Origin of the sequence: Pseudomonas folii (assembly GCF_014357575.1) — a bacterium.
Classification (GTDB): domain Bacteria; phylum Pseudomonadota; class Gammaproteobacteria; order Pseudomonadales; family Pseudomonadaceae; genus Aquipseudomonas; species Aquipseudomonas folii.
In genome coordinates this window covers 1-23,700 of sequence record NZ_JACONW010000064.1, presented here as the reverse complement: position 1 = coordinate 23,700, position 23,700 = coordinate 1, and the positions used below count along the sequence as shown (strand labels likewise).

The 23,700-nt window shown below is 58.7% G+C and carries 21 protein-coding genes; all 21 read right to left on the bottom strand.

Going from position 1 to position 23,700, the window contains the following annotated elements; genetic code table 11:
- Nucleotides 1–19 precede the first annotated feature (19 nt).
- The 21 genes from nuoN to H8S59_RS14545 all read right to left on the bottom strand — a co-directional run bounded on the left by nuoN (nucleotide 20) and on the right by H8S59_RS14545 (nucleotide 23,643).
- Complete coding sequence (nuoN, locus tag H8S59_RS14645) at nucleotides 20–1,483, bottom strand: NADH-quinone oxidoreductase subunit NuoN (RefSeq protein ID WP_187521868.1); 1,464 nt, start codon at nucleotides 1,481–1,483, stop codon at nucleotides 20–22.
- Between the two features lie 7 nt (nucleotides 1,484–1,490).
- The gene (gene nuoM / locus H8S59_RS14640) at nucleotides 1,491–3,023 is read right to left on the bottom strand and encodes an NADH-quinone oxidoreductase subunit M (RefSeq protein ID WP_095097534.1); all 1,533 of its coding nucleotides are present in this window, start codon (nucleotides 3,021–3,023) and stop codon (nucleotides 1,491–1,493) included.
- A gap of 39 nt (nucleotides 3,024–3,062) precedes the next feature.
- The gene (gene nuoL / locus H8S59_RS14635; RefSeq protein ID WP_095097531.1) at nucleotides 3,063–4,916 is read right to left on the bottom strand and encodes an NADH-quinone oxidoreductase subunit L; all 1,854 of its coding nucleotides are present in this window, start codon (nucleotides 4,914–4,916) and stop codon (nucleotides 3,063–3,065) included.
- Nucleotides 4,913–5,221 (bottom strand): NADH-quinone oxidoreductase subunit NuoK, encoded by a 309-nt coding sequence (gene nuoK / locus H8S59_RS14630; protein ID WP_087265265.1) that lies wholly within the window; start codon nucleotides 5,219–5,221, stop codon nucleotides 4,913–4,915. The genes nuoL and nuoK overlap by 4 nt, the downstream gene beginning before the upstream one ends.
- Nucleotides 5,218–5,727, bottom strand: coding sequence for an NADH-quinone oxidoreductase subunit J (gene nuoJ, locus H8S59_RS14625; RefSeq protein ID WP_087265264.1), 510 nt, complete (start codon nucleotides 5,725–5,727; stop codon nucleotides 5,218–5,220). The genes nuoK and nuoJ overlap by 4 nt, the downstream gene beginning before the upstream one ends.
- A 10-nt stretch (nucleotides 5,728–5,737) precedes the next feature.
- Nucleotides 5,738–6,286, bottom strand: coding sequence for an NADH-quinone oxidoreductase subunit NuoI (gene nuoI / locus H8S59_RS14620; RefSeq protein ID WP_017123831.1), 549 nt, complete (start codon nucleotides 6,284–6,286; stop codon nucleotides 5,738–5,740).
- A gap of 11 nt (nucleotides 6,287–6,297) precedes the next feature.
- Nucleotides 6,298–7,305 (bottom strand): NADH-quinone oxidoreductase subunit NuoH, encoded by a 1,008-nt coding sequence (gene nuoH / locus H8S59_RS14615; protein ID WP_095097525.1) that lies wholly within the window; start codon nucleotides 7,303–7,305, stop codon nucleotides 6,298–6,300.
- A complete protein-coding gene (gene nuoG / locus H8S59_RS14610) occupies nucleotides 7,302–10,016 on the bottom strand; it encodes an NADH-quinone oxidoreductase subunit NuoG (RefSeq protein ID WP_187521867.1) in 2,715 nt (904 codons plus the stop codon). The genes nuoH and nuoG overlap by 4 nt, the downstream gene beginning before the upstream one ends.
- 132 nt (nucleotides 10,017–10,148) lie before the next feature.
- Nucleotides 10,149–11,504, bottom strand: a complete 1,356-nt coding sequence (nuoF, locus tag H8S59_RS14605; RefSeq protein WP_095097519.1) for an NADH-quinone oxidoreductase subunit NuoF — start codon at nucleotides 11,502–11,504, stop codon at nucleotides 10,149–10,151.
- Nucleotides 11,501–11,998: an NADH-quinone oxidoreductase subunit NuoE gene (gene nuoE, locus H8S59_RS14600; protein WP_027899395.1), complete on the bottom strand. Its 498-nt coding sequence runs from the start codon at nucleotides 11,996–11,998 to the stop codon at nucleotides 11,501–11,503. Before nuoE ends, nuoF begins: the two co-directional genes overlap by 4 nt.
- 8 nt (nucleotides 11,999–12,006) lie before the next feature.
- Complete coding sequence (gene nuoC, locus H8S59_RS14595; protein ID WP_187521866.1) at nucleotides 12,007–13,788, bottom strand: NADH-quinone oxidoreductase subunit C/D; 1,782 nt, start codon at nucleotides 13,786–13,788, stop codon at nucleotides 12,007–12,009.
- A gap of 72 nt (nucleotides 13,789–13,860) precedes the next feature.
- Complete coding sequence (locus tag H8S59_RS14590) at nucleotides 13,861–14,535, bottom strand: NuoB/complex I 20 kDa subunit family protein (RefSeq protein WP_027899397.1); 675 nt, start codon at nucleotides 14,533–14,535, stop codon at nucleotides 13,861–13,863.
- Between the two features lie 10 nt (nucleotides 14,536–14,545).
- Nucleotides 14,546–14,959, bottom strand: coding sequence for an NADH-quinone oxidoreductase subunit A (locus H8S59_RS14585; RefSeq protein WP_027899398.1), 414 nt, complete (start codon nucleotides 14,957–14,959; stop codon nucleotides 14,546–14,548).
- Nucleotides 14,960–15,478: 519 nt separating this feature from the next.
- On the bottom strand, nucleotides 15,479–16,804 hold the full coding sequence (aceA, locus tag H8S59_RS14580) for an isocitrate lyase (protein WP_027899399.1): 1,326 nt from the start codon (nucleotides 16,802–16,804) through the stop codon (nucleotides 15,479–15,481).
- A 518-nt stretch (nucleotides 16,805–17,322) separates the two neighbouring features.
- On the bottom strand, nucleotides 17,323–18,063 hold the full coding sequence (locus tag H8S59_RS14575; protein ID WP_095097510.1) for a secretin N-terminal domain-containing protein: 741 nt from the start codon (nucleotides 18,061–18,063) through the stop codon (nucleotides 17,323–17,325).
- Nucleotides 18,064–18,215: 152 nt separating this feature from the next.
- Nucleotides 18,216–18,641, bottom strand: a complete 426-nt coding sequence (locus H8S59_RS14570; RefSeq protein WP_095097507.1) for a GNAT family N-acetyltransferase — start codon at nucleotides 18,639–18,641, stop codon at nucleotides 18,216–18,218.
- Nucleotides 18,634–19,800, bottom strand: coding sequence for a ribosomal protein uL16 3-hydroxylase (locus tag H8S59_RS14565; RefSeq protein ID WP_187521865.1), 1,167 nt, complete (start codon nucleotides 19,798–19,800; stop codon nucleotides 18,634–18,636). The genes H8S59_RS14570 and H8S59_RS14565 overlap by 8 nt, the downstream gene beginning before the upstream one ends.
- 84 nt (nucleotides 19,801–19,884) lie before the next feature.
- Nucleotides 19,885–21,255, bottom strand: a complete 1,371-nt coding sequence (gene purB, locus H8S59_RS14560; RefSeq protein WP_027899403.1) for an adenylosuccinate lyase — start codon at nucleotides 21,253–21,255, stop codon at nucleotides 19,885–19,887.
- Nucleotides 21,256–21,385: 130 nt separating this feature from the next.
- Entirely contained in the window at nucleotides 21,386–22,006 is a 621-nt protein-coding gene (gene hflD / locus H8S59_RS14555) for a high frequency lysogenization protein HflD (protein WP_087265256.1), read from the bottom strand.
- Nucleotides 22,006–23,136 carry a tRNA 2-thiouridine(34) synthase MnmA gene (gene mnmA / locus H8S59_RS14550; protein WP_095097498.1) on the bottom strand — a complete coding sequence of 377 codons (1,131 nt, stop codon included), beginning with the start codon at nucleotides 23,134–23,136 and terminating at the stop codon, nucleotides 22,006–22,008. The genes hflD and mnmA overlap by 1 nt, the downstream gene beginning before the upstream one ends.
- Nucleotides 23,137–23,196: 60 nt before the next feature.
- Entirely contained in the window at nucleotides 23,197–23,643 is a 447-nt protein-coding gene (locus tag H8S59_RS14545; RefSeq protein ID WP_187521864.1) for an NUDIX hydrolase, read from the bottom strand.
- Between the last annotated feature and the right edge of the window lie 57 nt (nucleotides 23,644–23,700).

Here is a 23,700-nt window from a genome sequence, read left to right as displayed (position 1 = left end):
ATGCCTGATCCTTGAGAGATCAGCCCATCAGACCTGCATGCTTGACCAAGTCCAGCAGAGGCTGCGGATAGACACCCAGTACGAAGGTCAGAATGGCGATGGCCAGCAGCATCACGCCGCCGGTACGTTGCGCCCAGTTGAAGGCAGCGTCGTGGCGTGGCAGCTTGGAGTCCACCAGGTACAGGGTCACCATCACGCGCAGGTAGTAGAAGACGCCGATGGCGCTACCGATAATCAGTGCACCGAGCAACCACCAGAGCTTCGACTCAACGCCGGTCGCGATGATGTAGAACTTGCCGATGAAGCCAGCCGTCAGCGGGATACCCGCCAGGGACAGCATCATCAGGGTCATCACCGCTGTGAGGTACGGGCGACGCCAGAACAGACCACGGTACTCGAACATCGCATCGGTATCACGGCCACTGTACGGCGACGACATCATGGTGATTACACCGAAGCTGCCAAGGCTGGTCAGTACATAGGTGACCAGATACACGCCGATAGCCTCAACCGCCATGCCTTTGGTCGCCACCAGGGCGATCATCAGGTAGCCGAAGTGCGCGATGGACGAGTAACCCAGCAGACGCTTCAAGTTGTTCTGCATCAAAGCCAGCAGGTTGCCGACGATGATCGACGCAACGGCGATGACCGCCAGTACGTCATGCAGTACGCCGCTGCTGGCTGCCGGGGAAATCTGGAACAGCCGCACCAGCACCGCGAACACCGCAACCTTGCTGGCGGTGGCCAGGAAAGCCGCTACCGGGGCAGGGGCGCCCTCGTAGACGTCCGGGGTCCACAGGTGGAAAGGTACCAGCGACAGTTTGAACGCCAAACCTACCAGCATCATGCCCAGACCCAGGCTGGCAATCGGGCTAGGCAGGCCGCTTGCAGCCAGCGCCTTGCCGATGCCATCAAAGCTCAGCGAGCCCGCTTCGGCGTACAACAGCGCCATGCCGAACAGCAGGAACGCCGAACCGGCTGCCGAGAGCACCATGTACTTGATACCGGCTTCCAGCGAGCGCTTGTTGAAGAATGCATAGGCAACCAGACCGTAGACCGGTACCGACAGCAGCTCCAGACCGATGAACAGGCCTGCCAGGTGCTGAGCGCTGACCAGTACCAGACCGCCAGCTGCCGCCAGCAGGATCAACAGGTAAAGTTCTTCACGATTGCCGGGGTAGCCCGCTTTACCGTCGCCGAGATAGGCGTGAGCCATGGTCACACAAGCCAGAGTCGACGCCAGGATCAGCGCCATGTAAAGGCAAGCGAAGCTGTCGATCTGCAGCAGAGGCGTCACTAACAGCGGAGCGACTTTCAGTGCCGGGTAGATCGACAGCAGGGCCAGGTTAAGCCCCGCCACGCTGAGCAGGAAGGTTTGCGAGTGATTGCGGCGCCATGCGATCGCCAGCATCACCACAACAATGGTAAGGCTGGTAATCAGCAGTGGGGCAAGCGCAATAAAGTGTTGAATCGTCAGGTCCATAGCGCTCTTACCGGGCCGAAGCGAGTTGAGTGAAGGCAGTGCCGAGCCATTGCTGCACGCCGTGCATGGTCGCTGCCGACGTATCGAGGAATGGTTGCGGGTAAACCCCGACCAGTACCAGCAATACGGCCAGGCCGAGCACCATGATCATTTCTCGTCCATCCATGCCCTTGAGCGGCTCGTCTGATTTGGACGGGCCGAAATAGGCGCGATGAATCATGATCAGCGAGTAGACAGAGCCAAACACCAGACCGGACGTGGCAATTGCGGTGATCCATGGCGCACTGACAAAGCTGCCCAGCAGGATCAGGAACTCACCCACAAAGTTACCGGTACCCGGCAGACCCAGAGAGGCGGCCGCGAAGAACAGGCTGATCGCTGGCAAGTAGGCGATACGCGACCACAAACCACCCATTTCACGCATGTCACGCGTATGCAGGCGCTCGTACAGCTGACCACTGAGGATAAACAGCGCAGCAGCAGAAAGGCCGTGAGCAAGCATCTGAATCACGACGCCTTGCAGCGCTTGCTGGCTACCGGAGTAGATACCGATCAGCACGAAGCCCATGTGCGAGACGCTGGAGAAGGCGATCAGACGTTTGATGTCGGTCTGCGCGAACGCCAGGAAGGCACCGTAGAAAATACCGATCAGGCCCAGAATCATCGCGATAGGCGCGAACTCGGCAGAGGCGTTCGGGAACAGCGGTAGAGCAAAGCGCAGCAGGCCATACGCGGCGGTTTTCAGCAGGATACCCGCCAGATCGACCGAACCCGCTGTTGGTGCCTGGGCGTGAGCATCCGGCAGCCACGAGTGGAATGGCACCACTGGCAGCTTCACCGCGAAGGCAATGAAGAAACCCAGCATCAGGATGTATTCGGTGCCCGGTGCCAGTTGCGTCTTCAACAGCGTGGCGTAATCGAACGTGATCACTCCGGTCTGATTGAAGTTGACCAGTACCAGACCGAGGATCGCCACCAACATGATCAGGCCGCTGGCCTGAGTGAAGATGAAGAACTTGGTCGCGGCGTAGATGCGTGTCTTCTTGCCGTCCGCCGAGCTGTGACCCCAGAGCGCGATGAGGAAATACATCGGCACCAGCATCATTTCCCAGAAAAAGAAGAACATGAACAGGTCGATGGCCAGGAACACGCCAATCACGCCACCGAGGATCCACATCAGGTTGAGGTGGAAGAAACCAACGTTACGCTGGATCTCTTTCCACGAACACAACACCGACAGCACACCGAGCAGGCCGGTCAGCAGAATCATCAGCAACGAAAGACCATCAAGGGCAAGGTGGACGCTGATGCCGAAGCGGGCAATCCACAAGTGCTTGAATTCGATGGCCCAGGTTGGGTCGACGCCGGGAGCTGGTGCGTAACTGTAGTTGCCAGTACTCCACAACCAGAGGCCCAGGGCCAGTTCGAGGGACATGGTCAGCAGCGCGATCCAGCGTGGCAGGGTAGGGCCGAAGCGCTCACCTTGCCAGCACAGCAGGCCACCGATAAAGGGGATCAGGATTAGCCAAGGCAGAATCATGACGGGCTCAATTCCTTTCGCAAATTCGCAAGGTTCATGTCAGACCGCAACCACAACGACGGCGCCGAGTACCAGTACGGCACCTATAGCGATCGAAGCGGCATACCAGCGCAGTTGACCGGTTTCGGTACGGGTCATGCTGCCATGACCTGCCTTGACCAGACGTGGGATCAAACCAATGGTGTGGTCCAGTGGGTCGCTACGCAGCAACTGGCAGATAGCCAGATACGGCTTGACGAACAGCTTGTCGTACACCCAATCGAAACCCCATGCCGCGAACCACCAGGCCGACAGGAAACGGCCGGGTGCGCTGTTGGCGATGGAAGTGACCAAGCGGCGCTTGCCCAGGAACAGCAAGGCTGCGAGCAGGATGCCGGCCAGCGCGATAGCGCCTGAAGCGATTTCCAGACTGTGCTTGGCATCGCCACCGGCGTGGCCGACGCTTTGCGGCAGTACACCCGCCAGCGGTGGGGTGATCAGCGCGCCGACGAAGGTCGACAGCACGATCAGCACACTCAACGGCAACCAGTGAGCGATACCGTGACCTGCGTGCGCTTCCGTTTTCGCTTCACCGTGGAAGGTGATGAAGATCAGGCGGAAGGTGTACAGGGAAGTCATGAATGCGCCGACCAGACCTGCATACAGCAGACCGTTGTTGCCGCTGGCGAAAGCCTCCCAAAGAATTTCGTCCTTGGAGTAGAAACCCGCCGTCAACAATGGCAGGGCCGCAAGGGCCGAGCCGCCGACGATGAAGCTGGCGTAGGCCAGAGGCAGTTTCTTCCACAGGCCGCCCATCTTGAAAATGTTCTGCTCGTGGTGGCAGGCAACGATCACCGCACCGGATGCGAGGAACAGCAGCGCCTTGAAGAAGGCGTGAGTCATCAGGTGGAAGATCGCGCCTTCCCAGGCACCGACGCCCAGCGCCAGGAACATGTAGCCGATCTGGCTCATGGTCGAGTAGGCGAGGATACGTTTGATGTCGGTTTGCACCAGTGCCGCGAAACCGGCCAGCACCAGTGTCACACCGCCGACGATGCCTACCAGATGCAGGATGTCCGGTGCCAGGGCGAACAAGCCGTGGGTACGGGCGATCAGGTAAACACCGGCGGTCACCATGGTTGCAGCGTGGATCAGTGCCGAAACCGGCGTCGGACCGGCCATCGCATCGGCCAGCCAGGTTTGCAGCGGCAGTTGCGCGGATTTACCGACGGCACCACCCAGCAGCAGCAGAGTTGCCAGTACGATCCAGAAGTCACCGACCTTGAAGTGCTCAGGGGCACGAACCAGCAATTCCTGGATATTCAGCGTACCCAGTTGCTGGAACAGGATGAACAGGCCGATGGCCATGAACACGTCGCCGATACGGGTCACGATAAAGGCTTTCAATGCGGCGTTACCGTTGTTGCGGTTGCTGTAGTAGAAACCGATCAACAGATAGCTGCACAGGCCTACACCTTCCCAACCGAAGTACAGGAACAACAGGTTATCGCCGAGTACCAGGAACAGCATGCTGGCGATAAACAGGTTGGTGTACGCGAAGAAGCGCGAGTAACCCGCTTCGCCACGCATGTACCAGGAAGCGAACAGGTGAATCAGGAAGCCGACGCCAACCACCACGCCCAGCATCGTCACGGACAGGCCGTCCAGATACAGTGCGAAGTTGGGCTCGAAACCGTCCACGGCCATCCAGCGCCACAACACCTGGGTGTAATGACCCCCTTCAGGCGGTGCAACGTTGAATTGCCAGATGACCCAGGCGGTGACAATGGCCGACAGGCCAATAGAGCCAACGCCGATCAGTGCCGCGAGGTTTTCCGAGATGCGTCCACGAGAGAACGACAGCAGCAGAAAACCGATCAGGGGAAATACGAAAGTCAGAAAGAGTAGGTTCATCCGCGCATCTCACTGGCAGCGTCGATATCGAGCGTGTGGAAGCGGCGATACAGCTGCATCAGGATCGCCAGGCCAATACTGGCCTCGGCAGCAGCCAGGGTGATCACCAGGATGAACATGACTTGTCCATCCGGCTGAGCCCAGCGGCTACCGGCAACGACGAACGCCAGAGCCGATGCGTTCATCATGATCTCCAGGCTCATCAACACAAAAAGAATGTTACGGCGCACCATCAGACCTACGAGGCCGAGAACGAACAGGACTCCGGCAACCGCCAGACCGTGCTCCAGAGGGATAGCATTCATTGGCTTGGCTCCTTCGCTTCGTTGCGGCCCAGATGGAATGCCGTCACCGCTGCCGCCAGCAGAAGCATCGAGGCCAGCTCGACCACCAGCAGGTAAGGCCCGAACAGGCTGATGCCGACTGCCTTGGCGTCGACGGTAGTGTGACCGATAGCGGCGCCTGTCTGATTGGCGAACAGCACATACAGCAGTTCAGCCAACAGCAGCGCACCGAGAATCACCGGGCCGACCCAGATACCGGGTTTCAGCCATGTGCGCTCCTGCTGAACCGAGGCCGGGCCAAGGTTTAGCATCATCACCACGAAAACGAACAGGACCATGATCGCGCCCGCGTAAGCGATGACTTCCAGTACCCCGGCGAACGGAGCGCCAAGGCTGAAGAACGTCATCGCTACGGCGATCAGCGAAATGATCAGGTAGAGCAGGGCGTGCACCGGGTTCGTGTTGGTGATCACCCGCAAGGTGGACACTACAGCGATGCCGGATGCGAAATAGAAAGCGAATTCCATCTTTACTTCCTTAAGGCAGCAAGCTCTTGACGTTGATCGGTTCGGCTTCGTTCTGCGCAGAGCCCTTGGGCTTGCCAGCGACGGCCATACCGGCGACGCGATAGAAGTTGTAGTCAGGGTTCTTGCCGGGTCCGGAGATCAGCAGATCTTCTTTCTCGTAAACCAGGTCCTGACGCTTGAACTCGGCCATTTCGAAATCCGGTGTCAACTGGATCGCAGTGGTCGGGCAGGCTTCTTCGCACAGGCCGCAGAAAATGCAACGCGAGAAGTTGATGCGGAAGAACTCGGGATACCAACGACCGTCATCGGTTTCGGCTTTCTGCAGCGAGATACAGCCAACCGGGCACGCCACGGCGCACAGGTTGCAGGCTACGCAGCGTTCTTCACCATCAGGGTCGCGGGTCAGCACGATACGACCGCGATAGCGCGGCGGCAGGTACACCGCTTCTTCCGGGTATTGCAGGGTGTCGCGTTTGCGGAAGCCGTGACCGAATACCATCACCAGGCTTCGCAACTGGGTACCAGTACCCTTAACGATGTCGCCAATATATTTGAACATGGGTCAAATCCTCACTGAACCGAGCCGGCTGGTGTGTTCAACAGCACAACCGCAGCAGTCACCAGCAAATTGATCAGGGTCAGCGGCAGACAGAATTTCCAGCTGAAATCCATGACCTGGTCATAGCGTGGCCGCGGGATGGATGCACGCAGCAGGATGAACAGCATGATGAAGAATGCAGTCTTGATGGCGAACCAGAAGAACGACAGCGAAGGCAGGATATCGAACGGACCGTGCCAGCCACCGAAGAACAGCGTCACCAGCAGTGCCGAGATCAGAATGATGCCGATGTATTCGCCAACGAAGAACATGCCCCACTTCATGCCTGCATATTCAATGTGGTAGCCGTCAGCCAGTTCCTGCTCCGCTTCCGGCTGGTCGAACGGGTGACGGTGAGTCACGGCGACGCCAGCAATGAAGAAGGTACAGAAGCCGAAGAACTGCGGAATGATGAACCACAGGTTCTGTGCCTGATATTCAACGATGTCGCGCATGTTGAACGAGCCAACCTGAACCACGATGCCCATCAACGCCAGACCCATGAACACTTCATAGGACACGGTTTGTGCCGAGGCACGCAGAGCACCGAGCAGGGCGAACTTGTTGTTACTCGACCAACCGGCGAACAACACCGCGTACACCGAAAGACCGGCCATTGCGAAGAAGAACAGCAGACCGATGTTCAGATCCGCCACGCCCCAGCTTGGGGTAATCGGGATAATCGAGAACGCGATCAGCAGGGCGCTCATGGCAACCACCGGGGCCAGGGTGAAGATCACCTTGTCGGCAAACGGCGGAGTCCAGTCTTCCTTGAAGAACATTTTCAGCATGTCGGCAGCAATCTGGAACATGCCGAACGGGCCAACGCGGTTCGGACCGTAACGGTCCTGCCACCAGCCCAGCAGACGACGTTCCACAAAGCTCAGCAGTGCACCGCAAACCACAACAGCCAGCAGCACAACGATGGCCTTGACGACAGCAATGATTGCGTCGATCACATCAGGGGTGAACCAACTCATTGCGCTGCCTCCTGCAGACCGTCAACGGATTTGCCGAAAATCGCGGGCGGGATACCGGCCAGACCGGCTGGCAACGCGACCAGGCCTGCACCCAGCTCTTCGTTGATACGCAGCGGCAGACGCAGGGTCTGACCAGCAACGTTCAACGACAGCAAGGCACCTTCGTTGACGCCCAGGCGATCGGCTTCCGATTTGGCCAGAGCAACATAAGGGGCAGGAATGCGTTCCTGAACCGGCGCGGCTTTCGAAGAATTTTCTTCGCTGCCGAACAGATGATAGAACGGCACCACTTGCCAGGTCCCTTGAGCCGGGGAGAAGGCGCGAGGTGCGCTGGTGAACCAGCTCAGGTTATCGCCCTGGGTTTCGATCAGACGGGTACCAGGATCACCGGCACGCAAGTGACCGCCCACTTCATCCTGGAACTTGTTCCACGCTTGTGGCGAGTTCCAGCCCGGAGACCAGGCGAAAGGCACTTGTTGACGTGGTTCAACCGAGCCCGAATAACCTTCCATAGAGAAGGAGAACGCGGTGTCGTTGTCTTGGGAGGTACGCGGTTCATGCACGCTGATGTTGGCGCGCATGGCTGTACGGCCGCTGTAGCGCAGTGGTTCGCGAGCCAGCTTCAAGCCTTTGATACGGAACGCAGCCGACGGCGCGGCGTTGACGATGGCGGCCAATTGCGGAGTGCTTGCCGCGCAGGCAGCCGTCACGTGGTCGAGCAACGTCCAGTCCACCGGCTTGTTCAGCAGGGTCGCACGCAGGGCATGCAGCCAGCGCCAGCCTTCGTGAACCAGGATGCTGGCATCCAGATAAGTCGGGTCGAATACCTGGAAGAAGCGCTGAGCACGGCCTTCCTGGCTGACCAGAGTACCGTCGCCTTCAGCAAAGCTGGCAGCAGGCAGTACCAAGTGAGCACGGTCACCGGTCGGGGTTTTCTGATGATCAGCCACGATCACGACTTTCGCCGCGCTCAGGGCTGCATCGACCTTGGCGGCGTCAGTCCGGGTGTATAGATCGTTTTCCAGCACAACAATGGCGTCGGCCTTGCCGTCGATCACGGCTTGTAGCGCGGCATCGACAGACTCGCCACCCAGCAGGGCCAGGCCCAGGCTGTTGGCTTCCGGCACGATCAGACTGATGGAGCCTGCCTTGTCGCGCAGCTTCAGCGCTTTGGCAATGTTGGCCGCGGCTTCGATCAGGGCTTTGGAACCCAGCGAAGTACCGGCGATGATCAGTGGGCGCTTGGCGGCCAGCAGGGCATCGGCAATACGCTGTGCCAGTTCAAGGGCTTCAGTTTCAAGGCCTTCAACGGCTGGCGCACTGGCATCCAGCGCATGAGCAACGGCAAAACCGATACGCGCCAGGTCGTCTGGTGCTGCGTGTACGCATTCTTCGGCAACGTCATCGAGCCTGGTCTCGGCAAGGCTGGCGATGAACAGCGGGTTCAGCTCGTGCTGACCTATGTTCTTCACTGCCGCGTCGAGCCATGGCTGGACTTTCATGGCGGCGGCCATGTCTTCGGCCTTGCCTTTCACGGCTTGACGCAGGCCCAGCGCAAGACGAGCAGCGGTCTGGGTCAGGTCTTCGCCAAGGACAAAAATCGCATCGTGGTCTTCGATGTCACGCAGGGTCGGGATTGGCAGCGGGCTGTCTTTCAACACCTGGGCCACCAGACGGATGCGCTCCAGCTCGGAGGCTTCGATACCCGAATAGAAGTGTTCTGCGCCGACCAGCTCGCGCAACGCGTAGTTGCTTTCCAGGCTGGCGCGTGGCGAACCGATGCCGACGATATTGCGACCGCGCAGCAAGTCCGCCGCTTTGTCCAGCGCCTGATCCAGGCTCAGTTTGCTGCCATCGGCCAGATGCGGTTGACGCGGACGGTCTTCGCGGTTGGTGTAGCCATAACCGAAGCGGCCACGGTCACACAGGAAATACTGGTTCACCGAACCGTTGTAGCGGTTCTCGATGCGGCGAATTTCACCGTAACGCTCGCCCGGGCTGATGTTGCAACCGCTGGAGCAGCCATGGCAGATGCTCGGCGAGAACTGCATGTCCCACTTACGGTTGTAGCGCTCGGAGTGAGTCTTGTCGGTGAACACACCGGTCGGGCAGACCTCGGTGAGGTTGCCGGAGAACTCGCTTTCCAGAACGCCGTCTTCAACGCGACCGAAGTACACGTTGTCGTGGGCGCCGAAAACGCCGAGGTCGGTGCCGCCCGCGTAGTCTTTATAGAAACGCACGCAGCGGTAGCAGGCGATGCAGCGGTTCATCTCGTGAGCGATGAACGGGCCGAGTTCCTGATTCTGGTGAGTCCGTTTGGTGAAGCGATAACGGCGCTCGTTGTGGCCGGTCATCACCGTCATGTCTTGCAGGTGGCAGTGACCGCCTTCCTCACAGACCGGGCAGTCGTGGGGGTGGTTGGTCATCAACCATTCGACGACACTGGCCCGGAAGGCCTTGGATTCTTCATCTTCGATGGAAATCCAGGTGTTATCGGTGGCTGGAGTCATGCAGGACATGACGATACGACCACGGGTGTCGTTCTCGTCGGTGTACTGCTTGACCGCACATTGGCGACAGGCGCCAACGCTGCCAAGGGCTGGGTGCCAGCAGAAATACGGGATGTCGAGGCCTAGCGACAGACATGCCTGTAACAGGTTGTCTGCCCCATCGACTTCGAGCGCTTTGCCGTCTACGTGGATAGTGGCCATGGTTCAAAGGTCTTCGTTGGCCCGGTGTCAGCGGGCGTGGCTAATGGAATCTTGTTATTCGCACGACTCTAAACAGCCTTTACGGCGTCATCGTGCGATGAACCGGGGGATGTACCCCGGCCTTGCAAACGGTTACGCGCCGACGATGATCGGTCTTGCCAGAGGGGGAACGGCTGCGCTGGTGGGCGCGATACCGGCCTCGAACTCCGGGCGGAAATATTTGATCGCACTGCCCAACGGCTCCACGGCACCCGGCGCGTGAGCACAAAAGGTTTTGCCCGGGCCAAGGAAGCCCACGAGTCCCAGCAGGGTTTCGATATCTCCCGCCTGACCATGGCCTTTTTCCAGGGCGCGCAGAATCTTCACGCTCCATGGCAAACCGTCACGGCAGGGGGTGCAGAAACCGCAGGATTCCTGAGCGAAGAACTCTTCCATGTTGCGCAGCAGCGAGACCATGTTGACCTTGTCGTCAACGGCCATGGCCAGCCCGGTACCCATCCGTGTGCCGACCTTGGCGATGCCGCCGGCATACATTTGCGCTTCGAGGTGTTCCGGCAGCAGGAAGCCTGTACCGGCACCGCCTGGCTGCCAGCACTTGAGCTTGTAGCCGTCACGCATGCCGCCTGCGTAGTCTTCGAACAACTCACGGGCCTGCACGCCGAAGGGCAGTTCCCACAGGCCAGGGTTTTTCACCTTGCCGGAGAAACCCATCAGCTTGGTGCCGTGGTCTTCGCTGCCTTCGCGGGCGATGGATTTGTACCAGTCGTTACCGTTGCCAACGATGGCCGGTACGTTGCACAGCGTCTCGACGTTGTTCACGCACGTCGGCTTGCCCCATACGCCTACAGCGGCAGGGAAAGGCGGCTTGGAGCGCGGGTTGGCGCGACGGCCTTCCAGGGAGTTGATCAGCGCGGTTTCTTCACCGCAGATATAACGCCCGGCACCGGTGTGTACGAACAGCTCGAAATCAAAGCCGGTGCCCAGAATGTTCTTGCCCAGCAGACCGGCTGCCTTGGCTTCTGCCACGGCACGGTTAAGGTGCTTGGCCGCCGTGACGTACTCGCCGCGCAGGAAGATGTAACCGCGGTAGGCTTTCAGTGCACGAGCACTGATCAGCATGCCTTCCACCAACAGGTGTGGCAGCTGCTCCATCAGCATCCGGTCTTTCCAGGTGTTGGGCTCCATTTCATCCGCGTTGCATAGCAGGTAGCGGATGTTCATGGATTCGTCTTTGGGCATCAGGCCCCACTTCACACCCGTGGGGAAGCCTGCACCGCCACGCCCTTTAAGGCCGGAATCTTTCACGGACTGGACGATGTCGTCAGGCGATTGCTGGGTGAGCGCCTTGCGCGCGGCCGCATAACCGTCTTTGGCCTGATACTCGTCAAGCCATACCGGCTCGCCGTCATCGCGCAGACGCCAGGTCAGCGGATGGGTTTCTGCCGTACGCGCAATGCGGTTGGCAGGGCCGAAGGAAGTGATGGTCATGGGTAACCCTCCAGCATCTTGGCCACAGTGCCGGGTTGCACATCGCCAAAGGTGTCATCGTCGACCATCACGGCCGGGGCTTTGTCGCAGTTGCCCAGGCAGCAGACCGGCAGCAGGGTGAAACGCCCGTCGGCCGTGGTCTGGCCTGGAGCGATGCCCAGCGAATTCTGGATCTCTTCGACGACCGATTCGTGACCGGCGATGAAGCAGACCATGCTGTTGCAGACGCGAATAATGTGGCGGCCGACCGGCTGACGGAAGATCTGGCTGTAGAACGTTGCTACACCTTCAACGTCGCTGGCAGGGATGCCAATCAGCTCGCCGATGGCGTAGATCGCACCGTCCGGCACCCAGCCGCGTTCTTTCTGAACGATCTTCAGGGCTTCGATGGACGCCGCGCGTGGGTCCTCGTAGTGATGCAGCTCGTGCTCGATGGCCGAGCGCTCTGTTTCGCTCAGGGCGAAACGGTCTGTCTGGATAAGCGTGCTGTTCATGCTCATGCTTAGCGGTCCACGTCGGCCATAACGAAATCGATACTACCCAGGTACGCGATCAAGTCCGCGACCATGCTGCCTTTGATCACCGAAGGGATCTGTTGCAGATGCGGGAAGCTTGGGGTGCGGATCCGGGTACGGTAGCTCATGGTGCCGCCGTCGCTCGTCAGGTAGTAACTGTTGATGCCCTTGGTCGCTTCAATCATCTGGAAGGATTCGTTGGCCGGCATGACCGGGCCCCACGAAACTTGCAGGAAGTGCGTGATCAAGGTCTCGATGTGCTGCAGCGTGCGTTCTTTCGGCGGCGGCGTGGTCAGCGGGTGATCCGCCTTGTACGGGCCTTCCGGCATGTTGCGCATGCACTGGTCGATGATCTTGATGCTCTGGCGCATCTCTTCGACGCGAACCATGCAGCGGTCGTAGGCATCGCCGTTGGCTGCCAGCGGGACTTCAAACTCGAAGTTCTCGTAGCCGGAATAAGGACGCGCCTTACGCAGGTCGAAATCGCAACCGGTGGAACGCAGGCCTGCACCGGTGACACCCCATTCCAGGGCCTCTTTGGTGTTATAGGCAGCGACACCGATGGTCCGACCTTTCAGGATGCTGTTTTGCAGCGCCGCTTTGGTGTACTCGTCGAGACGCTTCGGCAACCAGTCAACGAAGTCCTTGACCAGTTTTTCCCAGCCGCGCGGCAGGTCGTGGGCAACGCCGCCGATGCGATACCAGGCCGGGTGCAGACGGAAGCCGGTGATGGCTTCGATCACGGTGTAGGCCTTCTGGCGGTCGGTAAAGGTAAAAAACACCGGGGTCATGGCACCCACGTCCTGGATGTAAGTCCCCAGGAACAACAGGTGGCTGGTGATCCGGAAGAACTCGGCCATCATGATGCGGATGGTGTCGACCTTCTCGGGCACCTTGATGCCAGCCAGTTTCTCGACCGAAAGCACGTACGGCAGGTTGTTCATCACGCCGCCCAGATAATCGATCCGGTCGGTGTACGGAATGAAGCTGTGCCACGACTGACGCTCGGCCATTTTCTCGGCACCACGGTGGTGGTAGCCAATGTCCGGAACGCAATCGACGATTTCCTCACCGTCCAGTTGTAGAATGATGCGGAACGCACCGTGGGCCGAAGGGTGGTTCGGACCCAGGTTGAGGAACATGTAGTCCTCGTTCGTCCCGGAACGCTTCATGCCCCAGTCTTCCGGATTGAAGCGCGCGGCTTCCTCTTCCAGTTGCTGCTTGGCGAGGGTCAGGCTGAACGGATCGAACTCGGTAGCGCGCGCCGGGAAGTCCTTGCGCAGCGGGTGACCCTCCCAGGTTGGCGGCATCATGATGCGGCTCAGGTGCGGGTGACCCGGGAAGTCGATACCGAACATGTCCCAGACTTCACGCTCGTACCAGTTGGCGTTGGGCCAGATGCTGGTCACGGTCGGCAGGCTGAGGTCACTTTCGGACAGCGCTACCTTGATCATCACGTCGCTGTTACGTTCGATCGACAGCAAGTGGTAGAAGACGCTGAAGTCCGCACCTGGCAAGCCGTGGCGCTTGGTGCGCAGACGTTCGTCCACACCATGCAGGTCGTACAGCATGACGTAAGGTTTAGGCAGCTGACGCAGGAAGGTCAGCACCTCGATCAGGCGCGCACGCTCGACCCACAGCACTGGCATGCCAGTGCGGGTCGATTGGGCGGTGAACGCCTCGGCGCCAAAACGGTTGTTCAATTCTACGACGACGTCTTGGTCGTCTGCCTTGTAAGGCGGGATGTACAGAGCACTGCCTGTAGTCATGGTTTTTTATCGCTTTCGGTCAACGTAAAGAATGAAGCCAGCTATTCGTTCTTTAAAGGGAACAGTTCTGGATCAGACTTCGTCGGGGCTGCGCAGATTGGTCACTGCAATTCGCTGTTCGCGGCGCTGTTCCTTTTGCGACGGCATTTCGGCGCGGTACACGCCTTGATCGCCGACGACCCAGGAAAGAGGGCGACGCTCCTGGCCGATGGATTCCTGCAACAGCATCAAGCCTTGCAGAAACGCTTCGGGGCGGGGCGGGCAGCCGGGCACATAGACATCCACAGGAAGGAACTTGTCCACGCCCTGAACCACGGAATAAATGTCGTACATACCACCGGAGTTGGCACACGAACCCATGGAAATAACCCATTTAGGTTCGAGCATTTGCTCGTAGAGACGCTGAATGATCGGCGCCATCTTGATGAAGCAAGTACCGGCAATAACCATGAAGTCCGCCTGTCGCGGCGATGCCCGGATAACCTCGGCGCCGAAGCGGGCGATGTCGTGGGGCGCCGTGAAGGCGGTTGTCATTTCCACATAGCAGCACGACAAGCCGAAGTTGTATGGCCACAGGGAGTTTTTACGTCCCCAGTTGACCGCACCACTCAGCACGTCTTCCAGCTTGCCCATGTAGATGTTTTTGTGGACTTGATCTTCTAGCGGGTCGGAAACAGTTTCCCGTTTGCCGATTGGATACTCGTCATTCGGAGCATCCGGGTCGATCCTGGTGAGATTGTATTGCATCGCCAAAGCCTCATTGTTTTAGCTTCGCTTGCCGATTACGGCGACCTTCAGGAGCCCAATCCAGCGCTCCAACCCGCCATAGGTAGACAAGACCTGCCAACAGAATTGCTATGAAAACGAGTGCTTCGACGAATCCGGTCCAGCCGCTTTCGCGGACGGACACAGACCAGGCAAAGAGATATAGGGCTTCAATGTCGAAGATCACGAAGAGCATCGCGACCAGATAGAATTTTGCCGAAAGGCGAAGGCGGGCACTGCCGGTAGGCAGCATGCCGGATTCAAACGGTTCGTTTTTGCTGCGGCCCCAGGCTTTGCTACCCAAGAGGCTGGAAACACCGAGCATGAAGGCGCACAGGCCGACTACACCCAAAAGGAAAATGGCGAAGCCCCAGTTGTGGGCAATCAAACCTGTCGATTCGGACATGCTGGCATTCCTTGACAGAGATCAATGGTCTCTGAGCTTGAAAATAGTATATGCAGCGACGATATGTCGCAGCGAAATCAATTTCGATGATTTTATGTGCAAAAACAGGGCAAGTAAATTTTCTATATCAAATTAATTTGTGCAATTAATCACTTACGGGCCTGTGGTGAGGGCTTGGAGCAGGCGGGGCGGGGGTTGGCGGGGTTTAAGCTAATTATGTTTCGTTCTAAAAAGTTACGGAAGAAGGACAGTTTTCTAAATGATAATAAGTATCATTTGTTCTTGGGCGGCTTTAATGGAGTTAATTCTGGGGTAGTTGCAGTTTTGGAGGAGTTTCTGGAGTTTTGCGTCGACCTTACCGCAGGCAAGCACCACCCAAGAGTTCTATGCAATCCGTAGGACCGGCTTTAGCCGGGAGGGCGTCGGAAGATTCGCCAAATCTCCTTCGCTGGAATACTGCCCTCCCGGCTGAAGCCGGTCCTACAAGATCAAAGACATAAGACCAAGGCGCTATCTATATCAGTGAAACTGCTCTTCCTCCGTAGAGCCCGTCAGCGCCGTTACCGAAGACACGCCACCCTGAATCACGGTCGTCACGTCATCGAAGTAGCCGGTGCCCACTTCCTGCTGGTGCGCCACAAAGGTGTACCCCTTGGCAGCATCGGCGAATTCCTGCTCCTGCAGTTTCACGTAAGCCGTCATGTCGTTACGGGCGTAGTCGTGCGCCAGGTTGAACATGCTGTGCCACATGTTATGGATACCCGCCAGGGTGATGAACTGATGCTTGTACCCCATGGCCGACAGTTCGCGCTGGAATTTGGCAATGGTCGCGTCGTCCAGGTTCTTCTTCCAGTTGAAGGACGGTGAGCAGTTGTACGAGAGCAACTGATCCGGGTACTCCTTCTTGATCGCCTCGGCAAAACGACGGGCTTCATCCAGATCCGGCTTGGCGGTTTCGCACCAGATCAGGTCGGCATAAGGCGCGTAGGCCAGGCCGCGAGCGATGGCTTGATCAAGCCCGGCCCGGACCTTGTAGAAACCTTCGTGCGTGCGGGTGCCGGTTACGAACGGTTTGTCATACGGATCGCAGTCAGACGTCAGCAGGTCCGCAGCGTTGGCGTCGGTACGCGCCAGAATGATCGTCGGTACACCGGCAACGTCTGCCGCCAGGCGTGCGGCCACCAGTTTTTGTACGGCTTCCTGGGTGGGCACCAGAACCTTGCCCCCCATGTGACCGCATTTCTTGACCGATGCCAGTTGATCCTCGAAGTGCACCCCGGCTGCGCCTGCTTCGATCATGCTTTTCATCAGTTCGTAGGCGTTGAGTACACCGCCAAAACCGGCCTCGGCGTCGGCTACGATGGGCGCGAAGTAATCGATGTAGCCTTCGTCGCCCGGACCTTTCCCGGCTTTCCACTGAATCTGGTCGGCACGGCGGAACGAATTATTGATGCGCTTGACCACGGTCGGTACAGAGTCCACCGGGTATAGCGATTGATCGGGATACATCGATTCGGCCGAGTTATTGTCGGCGGCTACCTGCCAGCCAGACAGATAAATCGCCTGAATACCCGCTTTGACCTGTTGTACCGCCTGACCGCCGGTAAGGGCGCCCATGCAGTTAACGAAGTCCTTGTCAGGACGGAAGGAAGGCTTGGCACCTTGAGTGACCAGATTCCAGAGCTTCTCCGCGCCATTCCTGGCGAACGTGTGTTCAGGTTGAACCGAGCCACGCAGGCGGACGACGTCAGCGGCGGAATACGTACGGGTCACATTTTTCCAGCGCGGATTTTCAGCCCAGTCTTTCTCGAGAGCTGCTATTTGTTGTTCGCGTGTCAGTGCCATGAGCGAAACCCCTTTCACATAGGTTTTGTTGGAATGTCCTGCTCCGCCAAAACGCCCCGGATATCGAAGGCACATGCATGGCTGCTCGCTGATCAGATGTCTGGCTATGAGCCTGATTTGCGCGGTGGCGGTGAAAGGAGGTCGTTCGAGGCGGGAAGAGCGAGTTCAAGGCGTAGCTGTGGCGTGCAATCGGGCATTCAAGGGCCTCTTGCGTCACTTGGCAGCTTTGCCGATGGACCGTAATACGCTTCCGTCCCTCAGGACAACTTCGTTCCAGTCGCAACCTCGTCAAACTGCCTTGTGGGCGATACAGACACGAATCGGCTCGTAGGATTTGAGCGCGACCCGAAGGCTCTTTTCAGGGCCTCTGATTAGCGGGAGCGAGGCAATCATGCCTCGCCGCTTATGACCCGTCAAACGTTTTGTAGTGCTTTTTTGTTGTCACTACATTTTGACTCTGGCGCGACCCGTCAGTCAGTTAAAGGCCCTTTAGTACTCGATTTTGCTGGAGCCTTGGTTCACTCGAGGGTTTGCACCATTACCCGCAATGTCATGTCCTCTCGACCCTGGGTTGAATACTGCTGCGTATTGCCTTGGCGGTCAGCAACTGACTGATCACTCACGCCTGCCAGCGTGATCCATTCGCCCAGGCGACCGCTGACCTGGCTGTCGGTACTTTGCACCTTGAAGGCATCGGGCCGTTCCTGGCTGACGCGATCCCGGTTGGTGCTGATGTTCAGGTGCACGATGTCTCCGGTCACGCTGGCTGTGACGTAAAAGCCCTGGGTCACATTGCGGTATTCGGTGTTGCTCTGGGCGTAGCCGTAGTTGTCAGTGCGGGTGGTGGTGACCGGCACGCTTTGGCCGACTTGTATCAGCGCCGGTGCGCCTTCACTGGCCTGCACCTGTTGTACGCCACCCTCGCGGCTGGCAGTGCCGTAATTGATGACGCGGCTCTGGTTCACGCCATTGCTGCTGCGTGAGGCGCTGTCGCTGGTATCTACGCTGATCAGCAGGCGCTTGGGGGCGGTATCGAGTTGCGAGAGCAGGGCGCGCAGTTCTTCGATCTTGCGTGGCTCGGCATTGACGATCAATTGGTTGTTGTAAGCGCTGACCGTACCGTCCGGCCCGAGAAAGGATTTGGCCACCGGCAGCAGGTCATCGCTGGTCCGGTAATTGAGGGGAACCACTTCGGTAGCGGCCATGGCGCCGACACTACATATCAGTAGCAGCGAGGTGAACAGGGTGCGCAGGAACATAGAGCCGATCTCCTGGAACGTCTAAAAGAGCTGAGTTTGCCAGTTTGTCGGCCTGCGGACGCGCAAGTTGAATCGCTCAACGCAAAACGCCCTGCCAACCTGTACCAGCATAGACAGCTGGCGCAGGCGGGCAGGGCGTCAAGTCAGGTCTTTCAGCCTGAATGGCGGGTCATATTCACGTGAGGCAGTCCTGCCTCCAGAAACTCTTCGCTGACGACGGTAAAGCCAAAGCGCTCGTAAAACTCCACGGCTTGTACCTGACCACTGAGTTTTTGCTGCCTAAGGTCACGGCGCTCGGCTTCGTTGATGACGGCGCTGAGCAGCGCTTCACCGACTTTCATCCCGCGCCAGTCCTTGAGAACTGAGAGCCGACCTATTTCACCATCAGGCAGCAGGCGGGCTGTGCCAATGGCAAAGTCGCCCTCCAGCGCCAGGAAGTGAATGGCGTCAATGTCTTCAGCGTCCCATTCCAGCTCTGGCGGCACCGACTGCTCGGCAACAAACACAGCATCGCGTACACGGCGGATGTCAGCGTTGTCTTTCTGCCAGTCGGCGACACGCACGTTAGTTCTATTCATCGGCAAACCCCAGGCTTCCTTGTTTTACCAGCTCACAGAGCAGGTTGCGTCCTTCTTCATCGGCCAACCATTGGCCGAGGTTGTCACTGTGCAGGGCATCTGCAGCGCAGATCATTTTCAACAGTTCACGCAGGCTGCCAGGCAGCAGGCGGCTCTGGCCACTGGCGAACAGTAGCAGGTCGTCATCCACTTCGGACCATGCCAGACGTGCGCTTGGGTTGCGAATGAGAACTGCGCCCTGTTCCAGGCTGCTCAGCAGGTCTTCTTCCTCCAGTTCCGGGCCTGTTACCAGTTCCGGATAGCGCGGCTCGGTCATGAACTGGCCGAACCACGTCAGCAGCAGGCGCTCGTCCCCCATGTGTTCGGCCAGCAAGGCTTTCAGGCGGTCGAGGGCGTCATGCTGGATCTGATGGGGATCATTGGCCGGCTGGGCGTCTGCATCCGTGTAGCGCTCTTCATCAGGCGTGAACTGGCTGAGGAAGTCGGTGAAGTGGGTCAGCACTTCGGCAGCGCTCGGGGCGCGGAAGCCGACCGAGTACGTCAGGCAGTCATCGACGGCGACGCCACAGTGGGCTAGGCGTGGCGGCAGATAGAGCATGTCGCCGGGTTCCAGCGTCCACTCTTCGGTCATCTGAAAGTCAGAGAGGATGCGCAGGTCGGCGTGTTGCAGCAGCGGGCTGTCGGAGTCGCACATCTGGCCGATCTGCCAGTGGCGCTTGCCGTGACCTTGCAGCAGGAACACGTCGTAGTTGTCGAAATGCGGGCCGACACCGCCACCTGGAGCGGCATAGCTCACCATCACGTCATCGATGCGCCAGCTCGGCAGGAAACGGAAGTTTTCCAGCAGCTCGCCGACTTCAGGGACGAACTGGTCAACGGCTTGAACCAGCAGGGTCCAGTCCTTTTCCGGCAGCTTGCTGAACTCGTCTTCCGCGAACGGACCGCGACGCAGTTCCCATGGGCGCTCGCCATTTTCGATGACCAGTCGCGATTCGACTTCTTCTTCCAGGGCCAGGCCAGCCAGCTCGTCAGGATCGATCGGGCTCTGAAAGTCCGGCAGGGCCTGACGGATCAGGAGTGGCTTTTTCTGCCAGTAGTCACGCAGGAAAACGCTCGCGCTGATGCCGCCCAGAAGTTGAAGAGGAATATCAGGATTCATGTGTAACCTATTGAAAGTTTGTCTTTTCGAGACTGCAATAAAAACGCCCGGCACTGCCGGGCGTGTGCAATGTTGTAACGCGGGTCAGATGCGCTTGGCTTGAGCCACCGCGTTGCCGATGTAATTGGCCGGGGTGAGTTTGTTCAACTCGGCCTTGGCTTCGGCAGGCATATCGAGAGTGTCGATGAAAGTCTGCAGTGCTTCAGGGCTGATGCCCTTGCCGCGTGTCAGTTCTTTCAGCTTCTCGTAGGGGTTTTCGATGTTGTAGCGACGCATGACGGTCTGGATCGGCTCAGCCAGGACTTCCCAGCAAGCGTCCAGATCTGCGGCGATTTTCTGCTCGTTGAGCTCCAGCTTGCTGATGCCCTTGAGGGTGGCTTCGTAAGCGATAACGCTATGAGCAAAGCCAACGCCCAGGTTACGCAGCACGGTGGAGTCGGTCAGGTCGCGCTGCCAGCGAGAGATTGGCAGTTTGCTCGCCAGGTGCTGGAACAGTGCGTTGGCGATACCCAGGTTGCCTTCGGAGTTTTCGAAGTCGATCGGGTTGACCTTGTGCGGCATGGTCGACGAACCGATTTCGCCAGCAATAGTGCGCTGTTTGAAATAGCCCAGGGAGATGTAGCCCCAGATATCTCGGTCGAAGTCGATCAGGATGGTGTTGAAGCGCGCAATAGCGTCGAACAGCTCGGCGATGTAGTCGTGCGGCTCGATCTGCGTGGTGTAAGGGTTGAAACCCAGACCCAGCTCATCTTCGATGAAAGCGCGAGCGTTGGCTTCCCAGTCAATGGACGGGTAGGCCGAGATGTGTGCGTTGTAGTTGCCGACTGCACCGTTGATCTTGCCCAGCAGTGGCACCGCAGCGATCTGGGCGATCTGGCGCTCCAGACGATAAACGACGTTCGCCAGTTCTTTACCCAGAGTAGTCGGGGAGGCTGGTTGACCGTGGGTGCGCGACAACATCGGAACGTCAGCGAAGCGGATGGCCAGTTCGCGGATCGAATCAGCGATCTTGCGCATCAATGGCAGCATCACGTTGTCGCGGCCTTCACGCAGCATCAGGGCGTGGGACAGGTTGTTGATGTCCTCGCTGGTGCAGGCGAAGTGGATGAACTCGCTGACCTTGTCCAGCTCAGGCAGCTTGGCAGCTTGTTCCTTGAGCAGGTACTCCACGGCCTTGACGTCGTGGTTGGTGGTGCGCTCGATTTCCTTCACGCGCTCGGCGTGAGTGATCGAGAAGTCTTCCGCCAGCGTGTTGAGGATGGCGTTGGCTTCGGCTGAAAACGCTGGTACTTCAGTGATTTCAGGGTGTGCGGCCAGACGCTGGAGCCAGCGTACTTCAACCATGACGCGGAAACGGATCAGGCCGTATTCGCTGAAAATTGGGCGCAAGGCCTCGGTTTTACCGGCGTAGCGGCCGTCAACAGGGGAAACCGCAGTGAGCGAAGAAAGCTGCATAGGGTGCTCTCGGACAGTCAGGCAACGAAAAGGGGCGCGTATCATACATGAAAACCTGGCCGGATCGGGTCGGCCTGACCAGCGTATGTCACGCGGTGTTTGTCAGCGGTGTCTGCAAATGCCTGGCAAATCAGCCATGCATCAATGGATACAGTTCTTTCAATAACTTGCGACGGCTTACGACCAACTGCCAGCGATGGCCGCCATTTTGTCGCCACAGGCGAGCAGAGCGAATACCGGCCAACAGCAGGGCGCGGATTTTCGAGGCGTTGCTCGGCTGTTGCAGGTTACGCATGTCGCCATGCACCTGAATGCGTTGGCGCAGGGTGCTCAGGGTGTCCTGATACAGCGCGCCACAGGCTGCGATCACGTTTTCGTGGGCGATCCCGAAGTGTTCAACCTGGGACTGGATTTGCGGCAGGCGGTTGCCCACGGTTTCCAGCATGTCGTCGCGCTTGGCCAGTTGTCGTTCCAGACCCAGCATCGACAGGGCGTAGCGCAGCGGCTCGCGCTGCAGCGTCGATGGATCGCGTTCCAGCGCGCTGGCCAGGGCGCGGTAGCCTTCGCGCAGGTTCAAATCGTCGCCACCGTAAACGTCCAGCGTGTCTTTGGGGTCCTGCACCAGCAGGCTGCCGAGCATACAGCCCAGTACTGCTTCGCTGCTCTGACCGGTCTTGGCGATCCGGTCTACCAGTACGGCGGCCTGAAATACGCCAGCCAGTGCGACCAATTGCTCCTGAATCGGGGTCATCAACGCTTGTCCTTGCTGTGCCAGGCTTCGGCGATTTCAATCACGCCGCCGCCCAGGCAGATTTCGCCGTCATAAAACACCACGGACTGGCCGGGTGTGACGGCGCGTTGCGGTTCGTCGAAGGTGGCGCGATAGCCGTCGGCGGTCTGTTCCAGCGTGCACTGTTGATCACCCTGGCGATAGCGCACTTTGGCGGTCAGACGGCGCGGGCTGCTCAGATCTATCGGGTTGACCCAATAGATCTGCGAAGCCACCAGAGCCCGGGAGAACAGCCAGGGATGGTCGTTGCCCTGACCCACGATCAGTTCGTTGTTCTCAAGGTCCTTGACCAGCACGTACCACGGATCATCGCTGGCGTCTTTCAGACCACCAATGCCCAAGCCCTGGCGCTGGCCGATGGTGTGGTACATCAAGCCGCTGTGGCGACCGATGACTTCACCTTCGGTGGTCTTGATCTCGCCGGGCTGAGCGGGCAGATACTGGCGCAGGAAATCGGTAAAACGGCGCTCGCCAATGAAGCAGATACCCGTGGAATCTTTTTTCTTGGCGGTCGCCAGACCGTGCTTCTCGGCAATCGCCCTTACTTCGGGCTTTTCCAGTTCGCCAACCGGGAACAGCGTCCGGGCGATCTGATCGCCACCGACCGCGTGCAGGAAGTAGCTCTGGTCTTTGTTCGGGTCCAGGCCCTTGAGCAACTCTGTACGTCCGTCGATATCCCGGCGGCGCACATAGTGACCGGTGGCAATCAGGTCGGCGCCGAGCATCAGGGCGTAGTCGAGAAACGCCTTGAACTTGATTTCGCGGTTACAGAGGATGTCCGGGTTCGGCGTGCGACCGGCCTTGTATTCAGCCAGGAAGTGCTCGAACACGTTGTCCCAGTATTCAGCGGCGAAGTTGGCGGTATGCAGTTTGATACCGATCTTGTCGCACACGGCCTGGGCGTCGGCCAGGTCTTCACGGGCGGTGCAGTATTCCGTTCCATCGTCTTCTTCCCAGTTCTTCATGAACAGGCCTTCCACCTGATAGCCCTGCTCCATGAGCAGAACGGCAGAAACCGAAGAGTCCACGCCGCCGGACATGCCGACGATGACGCGCTTCTGTGCAGTATCGGAAAGGGTTGAATCAGGCATAGGAATTCAATGGGTAGCTTCGAAAAGGACGCGATTCTAACAGGCCCGGCCGCGGGAGTCTCACGCCTTGTCGCGTAGCAGGTCGAGACTGAAGTGTTCACCGTTCAGGTAATCATCCACACAACGCAGCACCAGTTCGCTGCGCCAGCGGTCCTGTTGAGCCACGAGTTCATCACGAGTGAGCCACACCGGGCCGATAATCCCGTCATCCAGTTGATAGTCGGCATGGTGGCGCAGGGCTTTGGCGGCGAAGCAGATGCGCTGATACGTCACGCCATTGCTCGGTGCTGTGTAGAGATAAATGCCGATGACACTCGTCAGCTCAACGTCCCAGCCGGTTTCTTCGAGGGTTTCACGCACGGCGGCGCGTTGCAGGGATTCGTTTGGATCAAGATGCCCGGCAGGTTGGTTGAGTACGGCTTTGCCGCCTTTGAGTTCTTCTACGAAAAGGAATTTGCCTTGATCTTCGACGATCGTGGCGACAGTGACGTGGGCTTGCCAGCTCATAAGGTGGGTGCTCGACTCGGGGGACATCTGCAGGGTTTTCGCTTTTGCGCCTGTAGG

Bases quoted from the DNA above. Each gene is read 5' to 3' on its own strand.
- nuoN (WP_187521868.1), bottom strand. From the start codon at position 1,483: ATGGACCTGACGATTCAACACTTTATTGCGCTTGCCCCACTGCTGATT.
- nuoM (WP_095097534.1), bottom strand. From the start codon at position 3,023: ATGATTCTGCCTTGGCTAATCCTGATCCCCTTTATCGGTGGCCTGCTG.
- nuoL (WP_095097531.1), bottom strand. From the start codon at position 4,916: ATGAACCTACTCTTTCTGACTTTCGTATTTCCCCTGATCGGTTTTCTG.
- nuoK (WP_087265265.1), bottom strand. From the start codon at position 5,221: ATGAATGCTATCCCTCTGGAGCACGGTCTGGCGGTTGCCGGAGTCCTG.
- nuoJ (WP_087265264.1), bottom strand. From the start codon at position 5,727: ATGGAATTCGCTTTCTATTTCGCATCCGGCATCGCTGTAGTGTCCACC.
- nuoI (WP_017123831.1), bottom strand. From the start codon at position 6,286: ATGTTCAAATATATTGGCGACATCGTTAAGGGTACTGGTACCCAGTTG.
- nuoH (WP_095097525.1), bottom strand. From the start codon at position 7,305: ATGAGTTGGTTCACCCCTGATGTGATCGACGCAATCATTGCTGTCGTC.
- nuoG (WP_187521867.1), bottom strand. From the start codon at position 10,016: ATGGCCACTATCCACGTAGACGGCAAAGCGCTCGAAGTCGATGGGGCA.
- nuoF (WP_095097519.1), bottom strand. From the start codon at position 11,504: ATGACCATCACTTCCTTCGGCCCTGCCAACCGCATTGCGCGTACGGCA.
- nuoE (WP_027899395.1), bottom strand. From the start codon at position 11,998: ATGAACAGCACGCTTATCCAGACAGACCGTTTCGCCCTGAGCGAAACA.
- nuoC (WP_187521866.1), bottom strand. From the start codon at position 13,788: ATGACTACAGGCAGTGCTCTGTACATCCCGCCTTACAAGGCAGACGAC.
- H8S59_RS14590 (WP_027899397.1), bottom strand. From the start codon at position 14,535: ATGCAATACAATCTCACCAGGATCGACCCGGATGCTCCGAATGACGAG.
- H8S59_RS14585 (WP_027899398.1), bottom strand. From the start codon at position 14,959: ATGTCCGAATCGACAGGTTTGATTGCCCACAACTGGGGCTTCGCCATT.
- aceA (WP_027899399.1), bottom strand. From the start codon at position 16,804: ATGGCACTGACACGCGAACAACAAATAGCAGCTCTCGAGAAAGACTGG.
- H8S59_RS14575 (WP_095097510.1), bottom strand. From the start codon at position 18,063: ATGTTCCTGCGCACCCTGTTCACCTCGCTGCTACTGATATGTAGTGTC.
- H8S59_RS14570 (WP_095097507.1), bottom strand. From the start codon at position 18,641: ATGAATAGAACTAACGTGCGTGTCGCCGACTGGCAGAAAGACAACGCT.
- H8S59_RS14565 (WP_187521865.1), bottom strand. From the start codon at position 19,800: ATGAATCCTGATATTCCTCTTCAACTTCTGGGCGGCATCAGCGCGAGC.
- purB (WP_027899403.1), bottom strand. From the start codon at position 21,255: ATGCAGCTTTCTTCGCTCACTGCGGTTTCCCCTGTTGACGGCCGCTAC.
- hflD (WP_087265256.1), bottom strand. From the start codon at position 22,006: ATGACCCCGATTCAGGAGCAATTGGTCGCACTGGCTGGCGTATTTCAG.
- mnmA (WP_095097498.1), bottom strand. From the start codon at position 23,136: ATGCCTGATTCAACCCTTTCCGATACTGCACAGAAGCGCGTCATCGTC.
- H8S59_RS14545 (WP_187521864.1), bottom strand. From the start codon at position 23,643: ATGAGCTGGCAAGCCCACGTCACTGTCGCCACGATCGTCGAAGATCAA.